Origin of the sequence: Pseudomonas serbica (genome assembly GCF_028823535.1) — a bacterium.
Taxonomy (GTDB): Bacteria; Pseudomonadota; Gammaproteobacteria; order Pseudomonadales; family Pseudomonadaceae; genus Aquipseudomonas; species Aquipseudomonas serbica.
Genome location: NZ_JAQIYM010000003.1, coordinates 336003 through 355597 on the forward strand (window position 1 = coordinate 336003; position 19595 = coordinate 355597).

A 19595-nucleotide genomic window follows, 5' to 3' on the forward strand; every position below is an offset into this window, starting at 1 on the left:
ACAGGACGTCGCTTGGCGGAATAAAACCGGGCTCAGACGCTGCGCGCGAGCCCGATTTCGGGTGCATCTTAACGCAGATCGAGCACGTCTTGCATGTCGTAAAGACCAGGCTCGCGCCCATCCAGCCACAAGGCGGCACGTACCGCGCCCTTGGCGAAGGTCATGCGACTGGAAGCCTTGTGGGTGATCTCGACACGCTCACCGTCGGCGGCGAACAGCACGGTGTGATCACCGACGATGTCGCCAGCACGAACCGTGGCAAAACCGATCGTTTCGCGCTCGCGAGCACCGGTCTGGCCCTCACGACCGTAAACCGCGACTTTCTTCAGGTCGCGACCCAGGGCATCGGCAATCACTTCACCCATGCGTACGGCCGTACCGGACGGCGCATCGACTTTATGCCGATGGTGAGCTTCGGTGATTTCGATATCGACATCGTCACCCAGCACCCGGGCAGCAGTGTCGAGCAGCTTCAGGCACAGGTTTACGCCGACGCTGAAGTTGGCTGCGAAGACGATCGGGATATCCTTGCCCGCCTCTGCCAGCAACTGCTTCTCTTCAACGCTGAAGCCGGTAGTGCCGATGATCATCGCCTTGCCGTGCTTTCGGCAGAAGGCGAGGTTCTTCAGGGTCACTGTCGGGTGGGTGAAGTCGATCAGCACGTCGAACTCATCGACCACACGATCCAGATCACCCGACAACGGCACGCCGATGCGGCCGATCGCAGCCAGCTCGCCAGCGTCCGCGCCGACCAGCGTACTGTCAGGACGATCCACTGCCGCCGTCAGGCCGGCACCCGGTGCTTGCTGCACGGCTTCGATCAGGGTTTTGCCCATGCGCCCGGCGGCGCCCATCACAGCTATACGTCGCATGCCTGTCTCCTTACAAATCGCCGAAGAAGCGCTTCACGCCTTCGAACCAGCCAGTGGTTTTCGGTGAGTGACTGTTGTCGTCCGCCAGGGAGCTGCGGAACTCTTCGAGCAATTCACGCTGACGACGACTCAGATTGACCGGAGTCTCGACCGCCACACGGCACATCAAGTCACCCGCACCGCCTCCACGTACCGGGGCAACGCCCTTGCCGCGCACGCGGAACTGCTTGCCGGTCTGGGTCCCTTCAGGGATTTTCAGCTTGACCCGACCATCGAGGGTCGGAATCTCCAGCTCGCCACCCAGCGCCGCATCGACGAAGCTGATCGGCACTTCGCAGAACAGGTGCTTGCCGTCACGCTGGAAGATCGAGTGCTCGCGCACATTGATCACCACGTACAGATCGCCGGTCGGCCCGCCTTGGGCGCCCGCCTCGCCTTCACCCGACAGGCGAATGCGGTCACCGGTATCGACACCGGCCGGAACCTTGACCGACAGGGTCTTGTACTCTTCGACGCGACCTTCGCCGTGGCAGGAATCGCACGGATCGGAAATGATCTTGCCCTGGCCATGGCAACGCGGGCAGGTTTGCTGCACCGAGAAGAAGCCTTGCTGCATGCGCACCTGGCCGATACCGCCACAAGTCGGGCAGGTGACCGGCGAAGAGCCCTTCTTGGCTCCCGAGCCGTCGCACGGCTTGCAGTTGACCAGTGTCGGAACGCGGATATTCACGCTGGTGCCGCGCACCGCTTCTTCCAGATTCAACTCCAGCGTGTAGCGCAAGTCACTGCCACGCTGGGCGCCGCCACGGGAACCACCGCGACCACCACCGAAGAAGTCGCTGAAGACATCGCCGAAGATGTCGGAGAAATTCTGCCCACCGAAACCGGCACCACCGCCACCCATGCTCGGGTCGACACCGGCATGGCCGTACTGGTCATACGCCGCACGCTTGCTGGAATCGGACAGTACTTCGTAGGCCTCATTGGCCTCCTTGAACATCTCTTCCGATGCCTTGTCATCAGGATTACGGTCCGGGTGGTGCTTCATCGCCAGGCGACGGTAGGCCTTTTTCAGGTCCGACTCGCTTGAGCCGCGCTCAACACCCAATACTTCGTAATAGTCACGCTTTGCCATAAGTCTCTGCACTCTTGAGGACGTTCGACAAACCTCTCCTGAGCCTCGCCAAACTCGTTGAGCCCCAATACAGGCCCGGACCCAACTCACGTCAATTCAACGATCCTGGTCTTTGATTCGATCGGCACTTTCGGCTCGAAAAGCAGGAGCATTCCCGGCCATGCCATCAGCACGCGAGCGTTGTCGCATGCTGTAAAAATTCGCTAACTCCAGACACGCCAACGCGGGAGCAAGCTCCCGCGCGGCGACATCCTACCAGTCACCGCCGCAAGGCAGTCAACCGGCCGACCAACAACTTACTTGTGGTCTTTTACTTCTTCGAACTCAGCGTCGACCACGTCGTCAGCCTTCTCGGCCGACTCACCTTGCGGTGCCGCGCCTTCAGCTGGCTGAGCCTGTTCGGCGTACATCTTCTGGGCCACTGGAGCGGAGACTTTCGACAGCTCTTCAACCTTGGCTTCGATAGCGGCCTTGTCGTCGCCTTTCACGGCGGCTTCAAGGGCAACTACAGCAGCTTCGATTGCAGTCTTCTCTTCAGCGCTTACCTTGTCGCCAGCATCAGCGACCATTTTGCGCGTCGAGTGAACCAGTGCATCACCCTGGTTACGGGCAGCGGCCAGTTCTTCGAACTTGCGGTCTTCCTCGGCGTTGGCCTCGGCATCACGCACCATGCGCTCGATCTCTTCATCGGACAGGCCGGAGTTGGCCTTGATCACGATCGACTGAGTCTTGCCGGTGGCCTTGTCCTTGGCGCCTACGTGCAGGATGCCGTTGGCGTCGATGTCGAAGGTCACTTCGATTTGTGGCACGCCACGTGGTGCTGGTGGAATCTCGGCCAGGTCGAACTTGCCCAGGGACTTGTTCTGCGCAGCCTGCTTACGCTCACCTTGCAGCACGTGAATGGTCACAGCGCCCTGGTTGTCGTCGGCAGTCGAGAACACTTGCGATTTCTTGGTAGGAATCGTGGTGTTTTTCTCGATCAGCGCAGTCATCACGCCACCCATGGTTTCGATACCCAGGGTCAGCGGGCTGACGTCCAGCAGCAGAACGTCCTTCACGTCACCGGCCAGTACCGCACCCTGGATGGCAGCACCCATGGCTACTGCTTCGTCCGGGTTGACGTCTTTACGTGCTTCTTTACCGAAGAACTCGGTCACCAGTTTCTGAACCAGTGGCATACGGGTCTGACCGCCGACCAGGATCACGTCGTTGATCGCGCCAACGTCGATACCGGAATCTTTCAGCGCGATGCGGCAAGGCTCGATGGTGCGTTGAACCAGGTCTTCAACCAGCGCTTCCAGCTTGGCGCGGGAGATCTTCACGTTCAGGTGCTTAGGACCGGTGGCATCTGCAGTGATGTACGGCAGGTTGACGTCGGTCGACTGAGCGGAAGACAGCTCGATCTTGGCTTTTTCAGCGGCTTCTTTCAGGCGCTGCATTGCCAACGGGTCACCCTTGAGGTTCATGCCGCTTTCTTTCTTGAATTCGTCGACGAGGTAGTCGATCAGACGAATGTCAAAGTCTTCACCGCCCAGGAAGGTGTCGCCGTTGGTGGCCAACACTTCGAACTGGTGCTCGCCATCGACTTCAGCGATCTCGATCACGGAAACGTCGAAGGTACCGCCACCCAGGTCGTAAACGATCACGGTGTGATCGCCCTTGGCCTTGTCCATACCGTAGGCCAGAGCAGCCGCGGTGGGTTCGTTGATGATACGTTTTACGTCCAGGCCCGCGATACGGCCGGCGTCCTTGGTCGCTTGACGCTGGCTGTCGTTGAAGTAGGCCGGAACGGTGATCACCGCTTCGGTCACTGGCTCGCCGAGGTAGTCTTCGGCGGTCTTCTTCATTTTCTTCAGGATTTCAGCCGAGATTTGTGGCGGTGCCATTTTCTGGCCGTTCACTTCAACCCAGGCGTCGTTGTTGTCAGCCTTGACGATCTTGTAAGGGACCATCTGGATGTCTTTCTGTACCACTTCTTCTTCGAAGCGACGACCGATCAGACGCTTCACCGCATACAGGGTGTTGTGCGGGTTGGTCACAGCCTGACGCTTGGCGGACTGGCCGACCAGGATTTCGCCATCGTTGGCGTAAGCGATGATCGACGGCGTGGTACGCGCGCCTTCGGCGTTTTCAATAACTTTGGCCTTGCCATTTTCCAGCACGGAGACGCAGGAGTTGGTAGTCCCCAGGTCGATACCGATAATTTTGCCCATGTTCACTCTCCCGAAACTTTGGATTTGGTTGCCGCAGCAGTGGTGGCTAACTGCGGTAGCACTTAAACGCTTGACTTCTAAATGGGGGCCTTGCGGCTAATTTCAAGCCTGCTCGTCAATCGAAGGCGAAACTGGCGCAGGCGCCTTGCTGACCACGACCATTGCCGGACGCAGCAGGCGACCATTGAGCTGATAGCCCTTCTGAAACACCTTCAGAACACTGTTCGGCTCAAGGTCCGCGCTTTCCTGCATGGCCATTGCCTGATGAAGAACGGCGTTGAAAGGTTCGCCATGCGGATCGATCGCTTCCAGCTGATAACGCTTCAGGGTGTCCTGGAACATTTTCAGGGTCAGTTCGATCCCTTCGCGCATCGGACGAATGCTTTCGTCATCCGGGCTGGACAACTCCAGGCCGCGCTCCAGGCTGTCGATGATCGGCAGCAGGTCGCCAGCGAATTTTTCCAGCGCGAACTTGTGCGCTTTTTCTACATCCTGCTCGGCGCGACGGCGGACGTTCTGCAGATCGGCGGCTACACGCAAAGCCTGATCCTGCGCACCTGCCAGTTGCTCTTCGAGCACTTGTACACGCGCCGCCAGGTCATCACCCGAAGCCTGGGGAGCCTGGTCGGCGTCTAGATTTTGCGTATCCACTGTCTGTTCGTCAGCCATAGAATTCTCCTTTCAATATCGTCCGCGAGCTCGACTCGCGCTTCTGTCCAGCTATATGGGGCCGCAAAATCCGGCTTCAAGGGGCTCAATGAGATTAACCCTACAAAAAGCTCTGCATTGTCATTCCCCGGCGCGCTAAGGATTTCGTCGGCTCAAGCAAAACGAGCTAACAGAGGGCATTGTCAGCCAGAAACAAAACACTGTATAAATAACCAGACCTAAAGCCTGGGAGCGGCCTTTATGCTGGTGCACCTGTCCGTACACAACTACGCCATCGTTGAACATCTCGATCTTGAACTCGATCGGGGAATGAGCGTGATCACAGGGGAAACCGGCGCGGGCAAGTCGATCATGCTCGACGCCCTGGGCCTGACCCTCGGCGATCGAGCCGACAGCGGCGTGGTCCGCCCCGGCGCAGACAAGGCCGACATTCTGGCAACCTTCGACCTGGCCGACATCCCGGAAGCCAGTACCTGGCTGGCCGAACGCGACCTCGAGAACGAGGGCCCGTGCATCCTGCGCCGCGTCATCACCGCCGAGGGGCGCTCGCGCGGCTACATCAACGGCACACCCTGCCCGCTAGGCGACCTCAAGGCCCTCGGTGAGCTGTTGATCGACATCCACAGCCAGCACGAACATCAGTCTTTGCTCAAGACCGACACCCATCGCCGCCTGCTCGACGAATACGCCGGTGCAACGGACCTCGCCCGCCAGGTGCAGCTGGCTGCCCAGCGCTGGCGCCAGACTCACCAGGAGCTTGAGCGACTGTCCAACTCCGGCGATGAGCAGCGCGCCCGCCATCAGTTGCTCAGCTATCAGCTTGAGGAACTGGAAAACCTTGGCCTCGGCGAAAACGAACTGGAGCAGCTGGAGCAGGAACACAAGAACCTGACAAACGCGGAAACCTTGCTGGGTATCTGTCGACAAGTGGTCGAGCAATGCAGCGAGAGTGATTCCGGCAATGTCCTCAACGCCCTGACGGCGAGCCTCAATCGCCTGTCGAGCGTGAACAGCTCGATTGGCGCATTGGGCGAAGCCAGCAGCTTGCTGACCAGCGCGCAGATCCAGGTTGAAGAAGCTGTAGGCGAGTTGAACCGCTTCCTGGACAATTTCGACGCAGACCCGGCACGCCTTCAATACCTGGAAGAACGGCTCGATGCGATCTACACCATGGCGCGCAAGCACCGCATTCAGCCCACCGAGGTTGCAGAGATGCAGCAGCGCTTGCTGGATGAAATCGAAACCCTGAACGCCAACGATGAATCCATCGAGCGACTGAGTGATGAGCTGGCGTCTTTTGCGCGTCATTATCAGGAGAAGGCTCGAGAGCTGAGCGATCTGCGCCACCAAGCCTCCAGCAGTCTGGCCAGCGCGGTGGAACAGGAGATCCAGCGACTGGGCATGCCCGGTGGGCGCTTTGCCATCGAACTGCGACCCAACAGCAGCAATGAATTGCTGCCCAACGGACTCGAGCAGGTAGAACTGCTGGTTAGCGCAAACCCGGGGCAGCCCCTGAAAGCGCTGGCGAAGGTGGCATCGGGTGGTGAGCTGTCGCGAATCAGCCTGGCCATCCAGGTCATCACCGCACAGACCTCCCGCGTACCGACCCTGGTGTTTGACGAAGTGGACGTCGGCATCGGCGGCCCCACCGCCGAAATCGTTGGCCAATTGCTGCGCCGTCTCGGCGAGCGTGGACAAGTCCTCACCGTTACGCACTTGCCACAGGTGGCGGCGCAGGGCCATCAGCATTTGTTTGTACATAAAGTGCGCGGCGAGGATGCCACTCGCACGGCCGTATCCAAACTGAGCAAGAACGACCGCGTTGAAGAAGTGGCAAGGATGCTGGGCGGTATCGACCTGACCAAGGAATCCCTGGCCCACGCCAAGAAGATGGTCGTCACCGCAAAAATTTGAGATGGGCAGAAAGCACGAAGGCGACCCTGGGGTCGCCTTCGTTCGTTTCGCGAACCCTGGGGTCCGCGCGACATGCTTACTTTTTCTTGCGTACGTACAACACAAGATTGTGATCAACCATCTCGAAGCCATACTTGTCGACGATGGCCTTTTGCAGGCGCTCGATTTCTTCGTCGAAGAATTCGATCACTTCGCTGGTTTCGACGTTGACCATATGGTCGTGGTGCTTGCCATCGTCCAGTTCGAAGACCGCGTGGCCTCCGTCGAAGTTGTGCCGCACCACAAGTCCAGCTGCCTCGAACTGGGTCAGTACACGGTAAACCGTGGCCAGACCGACGTCCTCGCCAGCCTCCATCAATGCCTTATAGACATCCTCGGCACTCATGTGGCGCTGCTCGGCAGAGTCGAGCATTTGCAGAATCTTGACCCGTGGCAGGGTCACTTTGAGGCCGGCTTTGCGTAGTTCGCTATTTTCAACCATGGTCAGCTTTCTCGCGATGCTGCTTCGCAGCTTCTCTTAATGCGGGTATGATCGGCGTTTACGTTGTCCCAGCCAAGATAGTGGAAGTCGCCCACCGATGCAAAACACCAAGCTCTTGCTAACCAGTTTCACCTTTGTGGGACTGCTCGCACTCGCCGGTTGTTCATTCCCCGGGGTTTACAAAATCGACATCCAGCAGGGCAATGTCGTCACGCAGGACATGATAGACCAGTTACGCCCGGGAATGACCCGCAAGCAAGTACGGTTTATCATGGGCAACCCCCTGCTGACTGATACGTTCCATGCCGATCGCTGGGATTACCTGTATAGCCTGCAACCGGGTGGCGGTGAACGCCAACAAGAACGCATCAGCGTTATCTTCAACCCAAATGACCAGCTTGTCAGCCTCTCTGGCGACTTCATGCCTGGCGTAAGCCGCGACGAAGCCATTCTGGGCAAGGACAGTGCTGCCCCTGTCACCGCACCGGCAGAGAACGTCGAGCCGCCGAAACCGGAAAAGCCAGTCAAGCCAGGTTCGTTGCTCGATCAGATCCAGAAGGAAGTGGACGGTGTCGAAACCGTACCTGTTCCAACTCCAGAACCCCTGGAAACCTCGCCGCAATAATTTGCGACGTAAAAAAACCCGGCATGCCCGGGTTTTTTATTGTCTGGTATTTGGCGGGCTCAATTATTTCGCGCCTTGGCCTCGGCAGCCTTGGCCGCACGCAGTCGACGCACCTCCTTTGGATCCGCCAACAACGGCCGATAAATCTCGATGCGATCGCCCGATTGAACAGGACGACTCTCGGCATCGACGATCACCTTGCCAAAGACCCCCACCGGACACTGCGCCAGGTTCAGCTCAGGAAAAGCCTGACCCACACCGGACTTCAGCAAGGCTGCGCGAACGGACGTTCCTGCCGGTACCTTCACCGGCAAGAGCACCTGACGATCTACCGCGGCGTAGACCACCTCGATCTCTATCATCGCCTCAACCATGCATTTGCTTGGCGCGCTGGCAGAACGCGTCCACCAGTGTATTGGCCGCCTGATTGAACAACGGCCCCAAGGTCGCGCGAATGATCGGGCCTGCGTAATCGAACGACAGGTCCAGGCTGATCTTGCAGGCCTTCTCGCCCAACGGCTTGAACACCCACACGCCATGCAACTGAGTGAACGGCCCCTCTTCGAGATTCATCTCGATCGACTGGCCGGGCACCAGGGTATTGCGCGTCACGAAATGCTGGCTCAGCCCGCCCTTGGCCACGCCCACGCTGGCGCGCATATGGTCGGCAGAGCTTTCCAGGACTTCGGCCGTTGAGCACCAGGGCAGGAATTCCGGGTAACGCGCCACGTCGTTGACCAGGTCATACAGCGCTTGCGCGGGGTACGGCAGCAAGGCCGAACGTGAAATGTGTGTCGTCATGTCAGCGTCACTTCCACAGCTGGGCGGCAAACACTACAAGAATGCCGATGGGCGCCACATAGCGCATCAAGAACAAGGACAGGGCAAACAACATCGGGCTGCGCATCGACAGTTCGTCACGCACTGCGTCACGCCCCATTACCCAGCCTGCAAATACCACGAAACACAATCCGCCCAGTGGCAGCATGATTCGCGAGGTGAAGAAATCGATCACACCGAAGAAATCCAGGCCGCCCGCCGCCCCCCATTGGTAGAGATGGAACAGCCCGCCTTCGTTCACGAAAAACTTGGCTTCCTTCCAGATATTGAAGGAAAACACCGTGCCCAGACCGACAAACCAGCAGGTGAACGCCAGCCAGAAAGTGACCCAGGCACGACTGACTTTCGAGCGTTCGACCAGGTAAGCCACCATGGGCTCGAGCAAGGATATGGCCGAACTCCAGGCTGCAATCGCCACCAGCACGAAGAACACTACGCCCATCAACTGGCCAAACGCTACGTTGCCAAAGGCAAAAGGCAGGCTGACAAACATCAGGCCAGGGCCTTCGCTCGGGTTCAAGCCGCCGGCAAACACAATCGGAAACAGTGCCAGGCCGGCCACCAGGGACACAAAGGTATCCAGCAGTGCCACACCCACAACGGTCCCGGAGATCGACGAATGCTTGGGCATGTAGGCGCCGTAGATCATGATCGAACCCACCCCGACGCTCAGGGAGAAGAAAGCATGGCCCATGGCCGGCAGCAAGCCGTCGAGGACTTTTTCCGGATGGAAGTCGAACATGAAATGGACGCCTTCCATGAAATGCCCGGTGGTCATGCTGTAGCCCAGCAGCACGAGGATCATCACGAACAGCAGCGGCATCATGATCCGCAGGCTGCGTTCAAGCCCAGCAACCACGCCCTTGGCGATGACCACCGCCGATAGCAGCATGAAAATCGTGTGCCAAAGTGTCAGGCGCCATGGATCGGCGATGACATTGCCAAAGTAAGCACCCACCTGGTCCGGCGTCGCCCCCTGGAAGTCGCCACGCCCCATGTCGATGATGTAGTCCAGCGACCAGCCGCCGACCACGCTATAGAAAGACAGGATCAGCAACGCCGTGATCATGCCGGCGAATGCTCCCCAGGACCACTTGGTCGAATGCCCCGCTTCCAGCGCCAGCACCTTCAAGGCGTTGGCCGGGCTTTGCCGGGCGCGGCGGCCGATCAGGGTTTCGGCGAGCATGACCGGTACACCGATCAACGCGATGCAGGCCAGGAACATCATCACGAAGGCCCCGCCACCATAGACCCCGACCATGTAGGGGAATTTCCAGATACTACCCAGGCCCACGGCCGAACCGGTCGCGGCGAGTATGAAGACCCAGCGGCTAGCCCAACTGCCGTGGACAGAAACCTTGTCTGTCGACATCGTTATTACGACCAAGCGTTCAAAAAAGAGGCCGCATTGTCCGGGATTCAATCAACCTGCTCAAGCACGCAGCAACACCGTAGCCGACTCGCGCGCAACTCCCTATAATGCCGCCCCTATGGCTAAACAGAAGAAACACCCAACAGGGACCATCGCGCAAAATAAAAAGGCGCGACACGATTACTTCATCGAACATCGGTTCGAGGCTGGTCTGGTCCTGGCCGGCTGGGAAGTAAAAAGTCTGCGGGCAAGCAAGTTGCAACTGGTTGACAGTTACGTACTGCTCAAGGATGGCGAAGCCTGGCTGCTCGGCAGTCACATCACGCCCCTGACGACCGCCAGCACCCACGTCATCGCCGATCCGGTGCGCACGCGAAAATTGCTGCTCAACCGGCGGGAGCTGGAAAAGCTTGCCGCCGCCGTGCAGCAAAAAGGCTACGCCTGCGTGTGCCTGTCCTGGTACTGGAGCAAGCACATGGTCAAGTGCGAGATTGCCCTGGGCAAGGGCAAGAAGGAATACGACAAGCGCGATACCGAGCGCGAACGCGACGCCGGGCGCGAATTGCAGCGCGCGGTGCGCAACAAGGGCAAGGAAGATTAATTCCTGGCCCTGATCGTTCCCACGCTCTGCGTGGGAATGCAGCTATGGACGCTCTGCGCCAGCTTTGTGACGCGGAGCGTCACGGGATGCATTCCCACGCAGAGCGTGGGAACGATCGCTGATCCAAAACCGTCTGACTACATGCCCTTGCGCCGCTCCGCCCGAGCCACGCGCTGCACTTCCTGACGCACCTCCTCCAGCACCTCCTGCACGTACAGAATGTGTCGACTGGAGACTTCCCGCGCCTGTTCCGCCCGACCTTCGATAATCGCCAGGTACAACTCCCGGTGCTGCGTAATCAGCATGTCGCGGGTTTCCGTGCGCTGCTTGTACATGCCGCCGATGTTCGTCACCACGTTGCGCTTGAGCAGGTCGAACAGCCCTCGAATGGTATGCAGCAACACCGCGTTGTGACTGGCTTCGGCGATCGCCAGGTGAAACTTCGCATCCGCCGCCCCCTCTTCCGCCCGACTGACTTCATCGTGACGCGAATAGCAGTCCTGCAATTGATTGAACGCTGCAGTCAGTCGTTCGCGATCAACGTCGGTGGCGCGTAAGGCTGCGTAATAGGCGCAGGACGCTTCCAGCGTGTGGCGAAACTCCAGCAGATCGCGCTGGGCTTCGGGGTTGCTTTCCAGCAGATGCAACAGTGGATCACTGAACGTCGTGCCCAGGGACTCGACCACGTAATTGCCGCCACCCTGACGACTGACCAGCAGCCCCTTGGCCGTCAGTTTCTGAATAGCCTCGCGCAACGAAGGACGCGAAACGCCAAATTGCTCGGCCAAGGCGCGCTCGGCCGGCAAGCGCTCACCCGCCTTCAGCGTGCCCTCAAGGATCATGCCCTCGAGCTGCTCGACAATATCGTCAGACAAACGGCGTTGCCGAATCTGATCAAACGCCATAACTCAATTTCTCCACCATCCCGACGGTGCGCCGGGGCTCTATTCTGGCCTATCCATGAGGCGCAGGCACCTGCCACGCGACCATTGCCCGAGCCGGGCAGATCCTTCGCAAACCCCTGCCTACGACAAAAGTTTTAGGGCGGCAAATTGACACACCACCTACAAGACTTTTACCCTAGCCAACAGCGATTGTAAATTGGTCTTACCAATTAACCAAGAACGCTGATCAGTGCCTGACCAACAACAATTAGGGGCCACCCCATATGCAAACCTGGCAACAGCTCTACAGCCCGCTCGGCAGCCTCGGCCTGTCCGCACTCGCAGCCGTCATTCCCATCGTGTTTTTCTTCCTGGCCCTGGCCGTGTTCCGCCTCAAAGGACACGTGGCCGGCAGCATCACCCTGGCCTTGTCGATCCTGGTGGCAATCATTGCCTTCAAGATGCCCGTGGACATGGCGTTCGCCGCCGCCGGGTATGGCTTTGCCTATGGCCTGTGGCCGATCGCCTGGATCATCGTGGCGGCGGTCTTTCTCTACAAACTGACGGTCAAGAGTGGCCAGTTCGAAGTGATCCGCAGCTCGGTGCTGTCGATCACCGACGACCAGCGCCTGCAAGTGCTGCTGATCGGCTTCTGCTTCGGTGCATTCCTCGAAGGTGCAGCCGGCTTCGGTGCACCGGTGGCGATCACCGCCGCGCTGCTCGTAGGACTGGGCTTCAACCCGCTGTATGCCGCGGGCCTGTGCCTGATCGCGAACACCGCGCCGGTAGCCTTCGGTGCCCTTGGTATTCCGATCATCGTCGCCGGGCAAGTGACCGGCATCGACGCCTTCAAGATCGGCGCCATGACCGGCCGCCAGTTGCCGCTGCTGTCGTTGTTCGTGCCATTCTGGCTGGTGTTCATGATGGATGGCCTGCGCGGCGTGCGCGAAACCTGGCCGGCCGCACTGGTTGCGGGCTTGAGCTTCGCCGTGACCCAGTATTTCACCTCCAACTTCATCGGCCCGGAACTGCCGGACATCACCTCGGCCCTGGCCAGCCTGGTTTCCCTGACCCTGTTCCTCAAGGTCTGGCAGCCAAGACGCGCCGCCGGCCAGCACATCGTCGGTGCCGTATCGGCTTCGGTGGTCAGCGCCAGTGCCGGTGGTTTCGGCCAGAAGCGCACCACCGTGGCGTCGCCCTACAGCCTGGGTGAAATTTTCAAAGCCTGGTCGCCGTTCCTGATCCTGACCGTGCTGGTAACCATCTGGACCCTCAAGCCGTTCAAGGCGATGTTTGCCGCCGGCGGCTCGATGTACAGCTTCGTGTTCAACTTCGCCATCCCGCACCTGGATCAAATGGTGATCAAGGTGGCACCGATCGTGGCCGCGCCGACCGCCCTCCCGGCCGTGTTCAAGCTTGACCCGATTTCCGCAACCGGCACCGCGATTTTCTTCTCGGCGCTGATCTCGATGCTGGTCCTGAAGATCAACTTCAAAACTGGTCTGACCACTTTGAAAGAGACCTTCTACGAACTGCGCTGGCCGATCCTGTCCATCGGCATGGTGCTGGCCTTCGCGTTCGTCACCAACTACTCGGGCATGTCCTCGACCATGGCGTTGGTCCTGGCCGGCACGGGCGCCGCCTTCCCGTTCTTCTCGCCGTTCCTTGGCTGGCTGGGCGTGTTCCTGACCGGCTCCGATACCTCGTCCAACGCACTGTTCAGCTCGTTGCAGGCGACCACCGCCCACCAGATCGGCGTCAACGACACCTTGCTGGTGGCGGCGAACACCAGCGGCGGCGTGACCGGCAAGATGATCTCGCCTCAATCGATCGCCGTGGCCTGCGCCGCGACCGGCCTGGTGGGCAAGGAATCGGACCTGTTCCGCTTCACCCTCAAGCACAGCCTGTTCTTTGCAACGATTGTCGGCCTGATCACCCTGGCCCAGGCCTACTGGTTCACCGGCATGCTGGTGCACTAAGTACTACAGGCGACATGGAAAAAACCGACGCCGGGCCACGACCCCGGCGTCAGCTATTCACCACCCGGTCTGTAAGGCTGCTGAAAGCATCTCTGTCTATATTCAGCGGCCTCAGCGGACGGATAACCGGGCCCACCCGGAGACACGCCTGATGAGCGAGCTTTTTTACAACGCTGTGCCGAATGCGACCCGTGTCGCCCCGCCACTGCCCGAGCCTCGGCAATACCCCAGCGAAAAACCGCAACGGGTGTACCTGTTCGGGACCTGCGTAGTGGATCTGTTCTACCCGCAAGCCGGAATGGACGCGATCCACTTGCTGGAGCGCGAAGGCATCCGTGTCGAGTACCCGCAAGGGCAAAGCTGCTGCGGGCAACCGGCCTACACTTCGGGCTACACCGAGCAGGCCAGGACCGTCGCGCGCTCGCAACTGGCGCTGTTCGCCGGGGATTATCCGGTGGTGGTGCCTTCGGGCTCCTGCGCGGGCATGTTGCGCGAACACTATGCCGACCTGTTCAAGGATGAGCCGGACACGTTGAAACAGGTACAGGCGCTGGCTGCCAGGACCTATGAGCTGGCCGAATTCCTGTTGTTTGTCTGCAAAGTGCAGCTCAAGGACAGCGGCACGCCGGTGAAAGTCGCGCTGCATACATCGTGTTCGGCACGCCGTGAAATGAACACCCACCTGCACGGGCGCGAACTGTTGGCGCAATTGAGCAACGTGGAACGGGTCGAGCACAGTCACGAAAGCGAATGCTGTGGCTTCGGTGGGACTTTCAGCGTCCGAATGCCAGACATTTCCGGCGCGATGGTGGCTGACAAGACCCGCTCGCTGAAGGAATCCGGTGCGCACCAGGTACTCAGTGCCGACTGCGGTTGCCTGATGAACATCAACGGCTCGCTGGAGAAACAGAAGGAAGCGTTGCGCGGCCAACACCTGGCCAGTTTCCTCTGGCAGCGTACCGGGGGTGCCCAATGAGTGCCGTCGAGATTATTCCTACGGTTGCCGTAGAAGAAGACTTCCGCACCCGGGCTCACGAGGCCTTGGGTGATGCGCAATTGCGAGGCAACTTCCGCAAGGCGATGGATTCGCTGATGACCAAGCGGGCCGCGGCTTTCAGCGATGCCCACGAAAGAGAACACCTGCGCGCGCTGGGCAATGCCGTCCGCGCCCGTGCGTTATCCAAGTTGCCCGAGCTGCTCGAGCAACTTGAACAAAACCTGACCCGCAACGGTGTGACAGTGCACTGGGCGGAAACGGTGGACGAAGCCAACGGCATCGTCCTCTCGATCATCCGCGCTCACGAGGGGCGGCAAGTGATCAAGGGCAAATCGATGGTCAGCGAAGAAATGGAGATGAACCACGTCCTCGCTGAACAGGGCATTGAATGCCTGGAATCGGACATGGGCGAGTACATCGTCCAGCTCGACCACGAGAAGCCTTCACACATCATTATGCCGGCAATCCACAAGAACGCCGGTCAGGTCGCGTCCTTGTTCCACGACAAACTTGGCGTGGAATACACCAAGGACGTCGACCAACTCATTCAGATCGGTCGCAGGGTCCTGCGGCAGAAATTCTTCGAAGCGGACATCGGCGTCTCCGGCGTCAACTTCGCCGTGGCCGAGACCGGCACCCTGCTGCTGGTGGAAAACGAAGGCAACGGCCGCATGACCACTACGGTGCCGCCGGTGCACATCGCCGTCACCGGCATCGAAAAAGTCGTAGAGAACCTGCGCGACGTGGTGCCGCTGCTGTCGTTACTGACCCGCTCGGCCCTGGGCATCCCGATCACCACCTACGTCAACATGATCTCCGGGCCGCGCAAGGAACATGAGCTCGACGGCCCTCAGGAAGTGCACCTGGTGCTGCTCGACAACGGTCGCAGCCAGGCCTTTGCCGACAGCGAACTGCGCCAGACCCTGAACTGCATCCGCTGCGGCGCCTGCATGAACCATTGCCCGGTCTACACTCGAATCGGCGGTCATGCCTACGGCGAGGTCTACCCCGGCCCTATCGGAAAAATCATCACCCCGCACATGGTTGGCCTGGCGAAAGTCCCGGACCACCCCAGCGCCTCTTCGTTGTGCGGTGCCTGCGGCGAGGTGTGCCCGGTCAAAATTCCGATTCCTGCATTGCTGCGTCGCCTGCGGGAAGAAAACGTCAAGGCGCCCGACAGCCCTCATCAAGTGATGCGCGGCCAGGGCAGCAAGTACTCGCGCAAAGAACGGTTCATCTGGAACGCCTGGGCCAGGCTCAACAGTTCGCCGACGCTGTACCGCCTGTTCGGCCTGGCCGCGACTCGCCTGCGCGCCCTTGCGCCAAAGAATGTCGGCCCGTGGACGCAGAACCACAGTGCGCCCAAACCCGCTGCCCGCTCACTGCACGACATGGCTCGCGAGCATCTGGCCAAACAGGGAGACCGTTGATGAGTGCCAAGCAAAACATCCTCGCCAAACTGCGCAAAAGCCTGACAGGCACCACGCCAGTGGCTGACAACTTCGATGTCGCTCTGGTGACACAGCCCTATAGCTACACCCCGGAACAACGCATCCCGCAGCTGCGCAAACTGATGGAAGCGGTGCACACGGAAATCCATCTGACGTCCGGCGAAGAATGGCCAGCGCTGCTGGCGACACTGCTGCAGGAGCGCCAACTGCCCAGCCTGTTGATCGCGCCGACTACGCCGCACGGGCAACGCGTCACTCAGCACTGGGCGACAAATCCCGGGCTGCCGGCGCTCAAGGCCTACGACCGTCCGATTGAAGAATGGAAAGCCGAGCTGTTCAACGACACCCCGGCCAGCCTGACCACCACCCTGGGCGCAATCGCCGCCACGGGCAGCCTGATTATTTGGCCGACGCGCGAAGAACCGCGCCTGATGAGCCTGGCGCCACCGGTGCATTTCGCCCTGCTCAAGGCCAGTACAATCCACGACAACTTCTATCAGGTCCAACAGGAGTTCGAGTGGGCCCAGGGAATGCCAACCAATGCCCTGCTGGTGTCCGGCCCGTCGAAAACCGCTGACATCGAACAAGTCCTGGCCTACGGCGCCCACGGTCCGAAAGACCTGGTGGTGTTGATCCTGGAGGACCAATGAGTCTACCGGCCGCTTTCCTGCGCGATGCGCAGCAACTGATTCCCCGAGAGCGTCGTTTCGACGATCCGCTGTCGACCCTGGCGTTCGGCACCGATGCCAGCTTCTATCGACTGATTCCACAATTGGTGATTCGCGTCGAGTCCGAAGACGAAGTGGTGGCGCTGCTGCAACTGGCGCAGCGCGACCGGGTTCCCGTGACCTTCCGCGCTGCCGGCACCAGCCTGTCCGGGCAAGCCATCAGCGATTCGGTGTTGATCGTGCTTGGGGATAACTGGAACGGTCGCGAAATCCGTGGCCAAGGCACACAAATCCGCCTGCAACCGGGGGTCATCGGCGCGCAGGCCAATGCCTGGCTGGCCCCGTTCGGGCGCAAGATCGGCCCGGACCCGGCCTCGATCAACGCCTGCAAAATCGGCGGCATCGTGGCCAACAATGCCAGCGGCATGTGCTGCGGCACCGCACAAAACACCTATCACACCCTGGCCGGCATTCGCCTGGTGCTGGCTGATGGCAGTCGTCTGGATACCGAAGATGCCGCCAGTGTTGCGGCGTTTCGGGCCAGTCATGGCGACCTGCTGGAGCGTCTTGCGACCCTGGGCCGCGAGACCCGCGCCAATGCCGAACTGGCTGCAAGAATTCGCCACAAATACCGTCTGAAAAACACCACCGGCTTGTCGCTCAACGCCTTGGTGGATTACGACGAGCCTGTGGATATCTTGAGCCATCTGCTGGTGGGCTCCGAAGGCACCCTCGGTTTCATCAGTGCAGTGACCTACGACACGGTGATCGATCACCCCAACAAGGCCTCGGCGTTGATCGTGTTCCCGGATGTGGAAACCTGCTGCAACGCGGTCACCGTGCTGAAGAGCCAACCGGTGTCAGCGGTAGAGCTGCTGGACCGACGCAGCCTGCGTTCGGTACAGAACAAGCCTGGCATGCCCGCTTTCGTACAACAGCTGTCGAACAACGCCTGCGCCCTGCTGATCGAATCCCGCGCGGCATCTTCCTCGTTGTTGCAGGAACAACTGGCGCAGATCATGGCGTCGCTGTCCTCGTTCCCGGTGGAGAAGCAAGTCGATTTCACCGAAGACCCACTGGAAAACGCCCGGCTCTGGGCAATCCGCAAGGACACCTTCCCCGCCGTCGGCGCGGTGCGTAAAACCGGGACCACGGTGATCATCGAGGACGTGACCTTCCCGGTGGAACAACTGGCCATCGGTGTGAACCGGCTGATCGAGCTGTTCGACAAACATCACTACGACGAAGCGATCCTTTTCGGACATGCTCTGGAAGGCAATCTGCACTTCGTCTTCACCCAAGGCTTCAACAACCCACAAGAAGTCGCACGCTACCAGGCGTTCATGGACGACGTGGCGCAACTGGTGGCGGTTGAGTTCGGCGGTTCGCTCAAGGCCGAGCACGGCACCGGGCGCAACATGGCACCCTTCGTCGAGCTGGAATGGGGCAGCGATGCCTACCAGTTGATGTGGCAGCTCAAGCGCCTGCTCGACCCCAACGGCATTCTCAATCCGGACGTGGTGCTCAGCGAAGACCCGCAGATCCACCTCAAGCACCTGAAACCGCTGCCGGCCGCCGACGAGATTGTGGATAAGTGCATCGAATGCGGCTTCTGCGAACCGGTCTGCCCTTCCAAAGGCCTGACCTTGAGCCCGCGCCAGCGCATCGTGATCTGGCGAGACATCCAGGCGAAGAAACGCGCCGGGATCGATACCCGCGAACTTGAGGCGGCCTATGAGTACCAGGGCATCGATACCTGTGCTGCCACCGGTCTTTGTGCGCAACGTTGCCCTGTGGGAATCAACACCGGCGAGCTGGTGAAAAAGCTTCGCGGCCTACACGCAACTCATACTAAAACCGCCTCTTGGCTTGAAGGCAATTTCGCCACGGCGCTGCAAGGTGCGCGCTTCACCCTGCACGTGGCCAACGGTGCGCGGATGCTGCTGGGTGCGCCACGCCTGGCAAAATTATCGGCAACGCTGACCCGCTTGTCCAAAGGCCAGGTCCCACAATGGACCAACGCCATGCCGCAGCCGGAAAAAGCCATTCGCTTCAGCCCGTCGGTGACCGACGAACGCCCGCGCGTGGTGTACCTGGCAGCCTGCGTTTCACGGGCCATGGGCCCGGCGGCGGGCGACAAAGAGCAAATGTCGCTCTACGACAAGACCCGCGGCCTGCTGGAAAAAGCCGGTTATCAGGTGGTCTTCCCCGACAACCTGGACAACCTCTGCTGCGGCCAGCCGTTCGCTTCCAAGGGTTATGCAGAGCAAGCCGAACACAAACGCCAGGAGTTGATCGGCGCCCTGCTCCATGCCAGCCGTGGCGGGCTCGATCCGATCTATTGCGACACCAGCCCCTGCACGTTGCGCCTGACCCAGGACCTCGGCGATGTGCGCCTGGACCTGTACGACCCGGTACGTTTCATCCGCACGCACTTGATGGATCGACTGCAGTTCACCCCGCAGGAAGCGCCCATCGCGGTGCATGTCACCTGCAGCACCCAGCATCTGGGCGAAAGCCAGGCGCTGATCGATCTGGCGCGCAAATGCAGCAAAAACGTGGTCATCCCCGAAGGCATCCACTGCTGCGGGTTTGCCGGTGACAAGGGCTTCACCACCCCCGAGCTGAATGCACATTCACTGCGCACCTTGAAGGATGCGGTGCAGTATTGCAGCGAAGGCATTTCCACCAGCCGCACCTGTGAGATCGGCTTGAGCCAGCATGGCGGAATCGATTATCACAGCCTGGTCTACCTGGTAGACCGCGTCACTCAAGCGCGCTCAGCCCTGTAGGAGCAAGCTTGCTCGCGATGGACGTCAACGATAACGCGTGCTGTCTGGATAAACGCGTTACCCCAAAATCCATCGCAAGCAAGGTCGCTCCTTTCTCCCCGC

General features: G+C 60.1%; 17 protein-coding genes. 8 read left to right on the forward strand and 9 right to left on the reverse strand.

Annotated elements, in window-relative coordinates; all coding sequences use genetic code 11:
• Window positions 1-68: 68 nt before the first annotated feature.
• From dapB to grpE, 4 genes are all read right to left on the reverse strand, one after another.
• A complete protein-coding gene (gene dapB / locus NQL71_RS06465; RefSeq protein WP_046820626.1) occupies window positions 69-872 on the reverse strand; it encodes a 4-hydroxy-tetrahydrodipicolinate reductase in 804 nt (267 codons plus the stop codon).
• A gap of 10 nt (window positions 873-882) precedes the next feature.
• Window positions 883-2007, reverse strand: a complete 1125-nt coding sequence (gene dnaJ, locus NQL71_RS06470) for a molecular chaperone DnaJ (protein ID WP_046820627.1) — start codon at window positions 2005-2007, stop codon at window positions 883-885.
• A gap of 296 nt (window positions 2008-2303) precedes the next feature.
• The gene (gene dnaK, locus NQL71_RS06475) at window positions 2304-4220 is read right to left on the reverse strand and encodes a molecular chaperone DnaK (protein WP_046820628.1); all 1917 of its coding nucleotides are present in this window, start codon (window positions 4218-4220) and stop codon (window positions 2304-2306) included.
• A 102-nt stretch (window positions 4221-4322) separates the two neighbouring features.
• Complete coding sequence (grpE, locus tag NQL71_RS06480; RefSeq protein ID WP_046820629.1) at window positions 4323-4889, reverse strand: nucleotide exchange factor GrpE; 567 nt, start codon at window positions 4887-4889, stop codon at window positions 4323-4325.
• Between the two features lie 240 nt (window positions 4890-5129).
• Between grpE and recN the strand changes: the two genes are divergently transcribed.
• Window positions 5130-6803, forward strand: a complete 1674-nt coding sequence (gene recN, locus NQL71_RS06485) for a DNA repair protein RecN (RefSeq protein ID WP_166618446.1) — start codon at window positions 5130-5132, stop codon at window positions 6801-6803.
• 76 nt (window positions 6804-6879) lie between these two features.
• Here recN and fur read toward each other — a convergent pair whose 3' ends face one another.
• Window positions 6880-7284, reverse strand: coding sequence for a ferric iron uptake transcriptional regulator (fur, locus tag NQL71_RS06490; RefSeq protein WP_003197684.1), 405 nt, complete (start codon window positions 7282-7284; stop codon window positions 6880-6882).
• Between the two features lie 97 nt (window positions 7285-7381).
• On the opposite strand from fur, the gene NQL71_RS06495 reads away from it, so the two are divergent.
• The gene (locus NQL71_RS06495) at window positions 7382-7909 is read left to right on the forward strand and encodes an outer membrane protein assembly factor BamE (protein ID WP_046820631.1); all 528 of its coding nucleotides are present in this window, start codon (window positions 7382-7384) and stop codon (window positions 7907-7909) included.
• 59 nt (window positions 7910-7968) lie between these two features.
• Here the strand turns inward: NQL71_RS06495 and NQL71_RS06500 are convergent, their stop codons facing one another.
• The 3 genes from NQL71_RS06500 to NQL71_RS06510 are packed head-to-tail and all read right to left on the reverse strand — an operon-like array spanning window position 7969 to window position 10121.
• Window positions 7969-8283 (reverse strand): RnfH family protein, encoded by a 315-nt coding sequence (locus tag NQL71_RS06500; protein WP_166618447.1) that lies wholly within the window; start codon window positions 8281-8283, stop codon window positions 7969-7971.
• On the reverse strand, window positions 8276-8710 hold the full coding sequence (locus tag NQL71_RS06505) for a type II toxin-antitoxin system RatA family toxin (RefSeq protein WP_046820633.1): 435 nt from the start codon (window positions 8708-8710) through the stop codon (window positions 8276-8278). Before NQL71_RS06505 ends, NQL71_RS06500 begins: the two co-directional genes overlap by 8 nt.
• 7 nt (window positions 8711-8717) lie before the next feature.
• On the reverse strand, window positions 8718-10121 hold the full coding sequence (locus tag NQL71_RS06510) for a sodium-dependent transporter (protein WP_077182421.1): 1404 nt from the start codon (window positions 10119-10121) through the stop codon (window positions 8718-8720).
• 118 nt (window positions 10122-10239) lie between these two features.
• Here NQL71_RS06510 and smpB point away from each other — a divergent pair, with 118 nt between their 5' ends.
• Window positions 10240-10722, forward strand: coding sequence for an SsrA-binding protein SmpB (smpB, locus tag NQL71_RS06515; RefSeq protein WP_008057382.1), 483 nt, complete (start codon window positions 10240-10242; stop codon window positions 10720-10722).
• Window positions 10723-10859: 137 nt separating this feature from the next.
• On the opposite strand, the gene NQL71_RS06520 is transcribed toward smpB, so the two are convergent.
• The gene (locus NQL71_RS06520) at window positions 10860-11627 is read right to left on the reverse strand and encodes a GntR family transcriptional regulator (protein WP_046820635.1); all 768 of its coding nucleotides are present in this window, start codon (window positions 11625-11627) and stop codon (window positions 10860-10862) included.
• Window positions 11628-11890: 263 nt separating this feature from the next.
• Here NQL71_RS06520 and NQL71_RS06525 point away from each other — a divergent pair, with 263 nt between their 5' ends.
• The 5 genes from NQL71_RS06525 (at window position 11891) to NQL71_RS06545 (ending at window position 19493) form a co-directional block, all read left to right on the forward strand.
• Window positions 11891-13585: a lactate permease LctP family transporter gene (locus NQL71_RS06525; RefSeq protein WP_046820636.1), complete on the forward strand. Its 1695-nt coding sequence runs from the start codon at window positions 11891-11893 to the stop codon at window positions 13583-13585.
• A 151-nt stretch (window positions 13586-13736) separates the two neighbouring features.
• Window positions 13737-14561 (forward strand): (Fe-S)-binding protein, encoded by an 825-nt coding sequence (locus NQL71_RS06530; protein ID WP_046820637.1) that lies wholly within the window; start codon window positions 13737-13739, stop codon window positions 14559-14561.
• A complete protein-coding gene (locus NQL71_RS06535; protein ID WP_046820638.1) occupies window positions 14558-16012 on the forward strand; it encodes a LutB/LldF family L-lactate oxidation iron-sulfur protein in 1455 nt (484 codons plus the stop codon). Before NQL71_RS06530 ends, NQL71_RS06535 begins: the two co-directional genes overlap by 4 nt.
• Entirely contained in the window at window positions 16012-16683 is a 672-nt protein-coding gene (locus tag NQL71_RS06540) for a LutC/YkgG family protein (protein ID WP_274642403.1), read from the forward strand. Before NQL71_RS06535 ends, NQL71_RS06540 begins: the two co-directional genes overlap by 1 nt.
• On the forward strand, window positions 16680-19493 hold the full coding sequence (locus NQL71_RS06545) for an FAD-binding and (Fe-S)-binding domain-containing protein (RefSeq protein WP_274642404.1): 2814 nt from the start codon (window positions 16680-16682) through the stop codon (window positions 19491-19493). Before NQL71_RS06540 ends, NQL71_RS06545 begins: the two co-directional genes overlap by 4 nt.
• Window positions 19494-19595 lie beyond the last annotated feature (102 nt).

Excerpts from the sequence above, each read along its gene's own strand:
- dapB (WP_046820626.1), bottom strand. The coding sequence starts at position 872 with ATGCGACGTATAGCTGTGATGGGCGCCGCCGGGCGCATGGGCAAAACC.
- dnaJ (WP_046820627.1), bottom strand. The coding sequence starts at position 2,007 with ATGGCAAAGCGTGACTATTACGAAGTATTGGGTGTTGAGCGCGGCTCA.
- dnaK (WP_046820628.1), bottom strand. The coding sequence starts at position 4,220 with ATGGGCAAAATTATCGGTATCGACCTGGGGACTACCAACTCCTGCGTC.
- grpE (WP_046820629.1), bottom strand. The coding sequence starts at position 4,889 with ATGGCTGACGAACAGACAGTGGATACGCAAAATCTAGACGCCGACCAG.
- recN (WP_166618446.1), top strand. The coding sequence starts at position 5,130 with ATGCTGGTGCACCTGTCCGTACACAACTACGCCATCGTTGAACATCTC.
- fur (WP_003197684.1), bottom strand. The coding sequence starts at position 7,284 with ATGGTTGAAAATAGCGAACTACGCAAAGCCGGCCTCAAAGTGACCCTG.
- NQL71_RS06495 (WP_046820631.1), top strand. The coding sequence starts at position 7,382 with ATGCAAAACACCAAGCTCTTGCTAACCAGTTTCACCTTTGTGGGACTG.
- NQL71_RS06500 (WP_166618447.1), bottom strand. The coding sequence starts at position 8,283 with ATGGTTGAGGCGATGATAGAGATCGAGGTGGTCTACGCCGCGGTAGAT.
- NQL71_RS06505 (WP_046820633.1), bottom strand. The coding sequence starts at position 8,710 with ATGACGACACACATTTCACGTTCGGCCTTGCTGCCGTACCCCGCGCAA.
- NQL71_RS06510 (WP_077182421.1), bottom strand. The coding sequence starts at position 10,121 with ATGTCGACAGACAAGGTTTCTGTCCACGGCAGTTGGGCTAGCCGCTGG.
- smpB (WP_008057382.1), top strand. The coding sequence starts at position 10,240 with ATGGCTAAACAGAAGAAACACCCAACAGGGACCATCGCGCAAAATAAA.
- NQL71_RS06520 (WP_046820635.1), bottom strand. The coding sequence starts at position 11,627 with ATGGCGTTTGATCAGATTCGGCAACGCCGTTTGTCTGACGATATTGTC.
- NQL71_RS06525 (WP_046820636.1), top strand. The coding sequence starts at position 11,891 with ATGCAAACCTGGCAACAGCTCTACAGCCCGCTCGGCAGCCTCGGCCTG.
- NQL71_RS06530 (WP_046820637.1), top strand. The coding sequence starts at position 13,737 with ATGAGCGAGCTTTTTTACAACGCTGTGCCGAATGCGACCCGTGTCGCC.
- NQL71_RS06535 (WP_046820638.1), top strand. The coding sequence starts at position 14,558 with ATGAGTGCCGTCGAGATTATTCCTACGGTTGCCGTAGAAGAAGACTTC.
- NQL71_RS06540 (WP_274642403.1), top strand. The coding sequence starts at position 16,012 with ATGAGTGCCAAGCAAAACATCCTCGCCAAACTGCGCAAAAGCCTGACA.
- NQL71_RS06545 (WP_274642404.1), top strand. The coding sequence starts at position 16,680 with ATGAGTCTACCGGCCGCTTTCCTGCGCGATGCGCAGCAACTGATTCCC.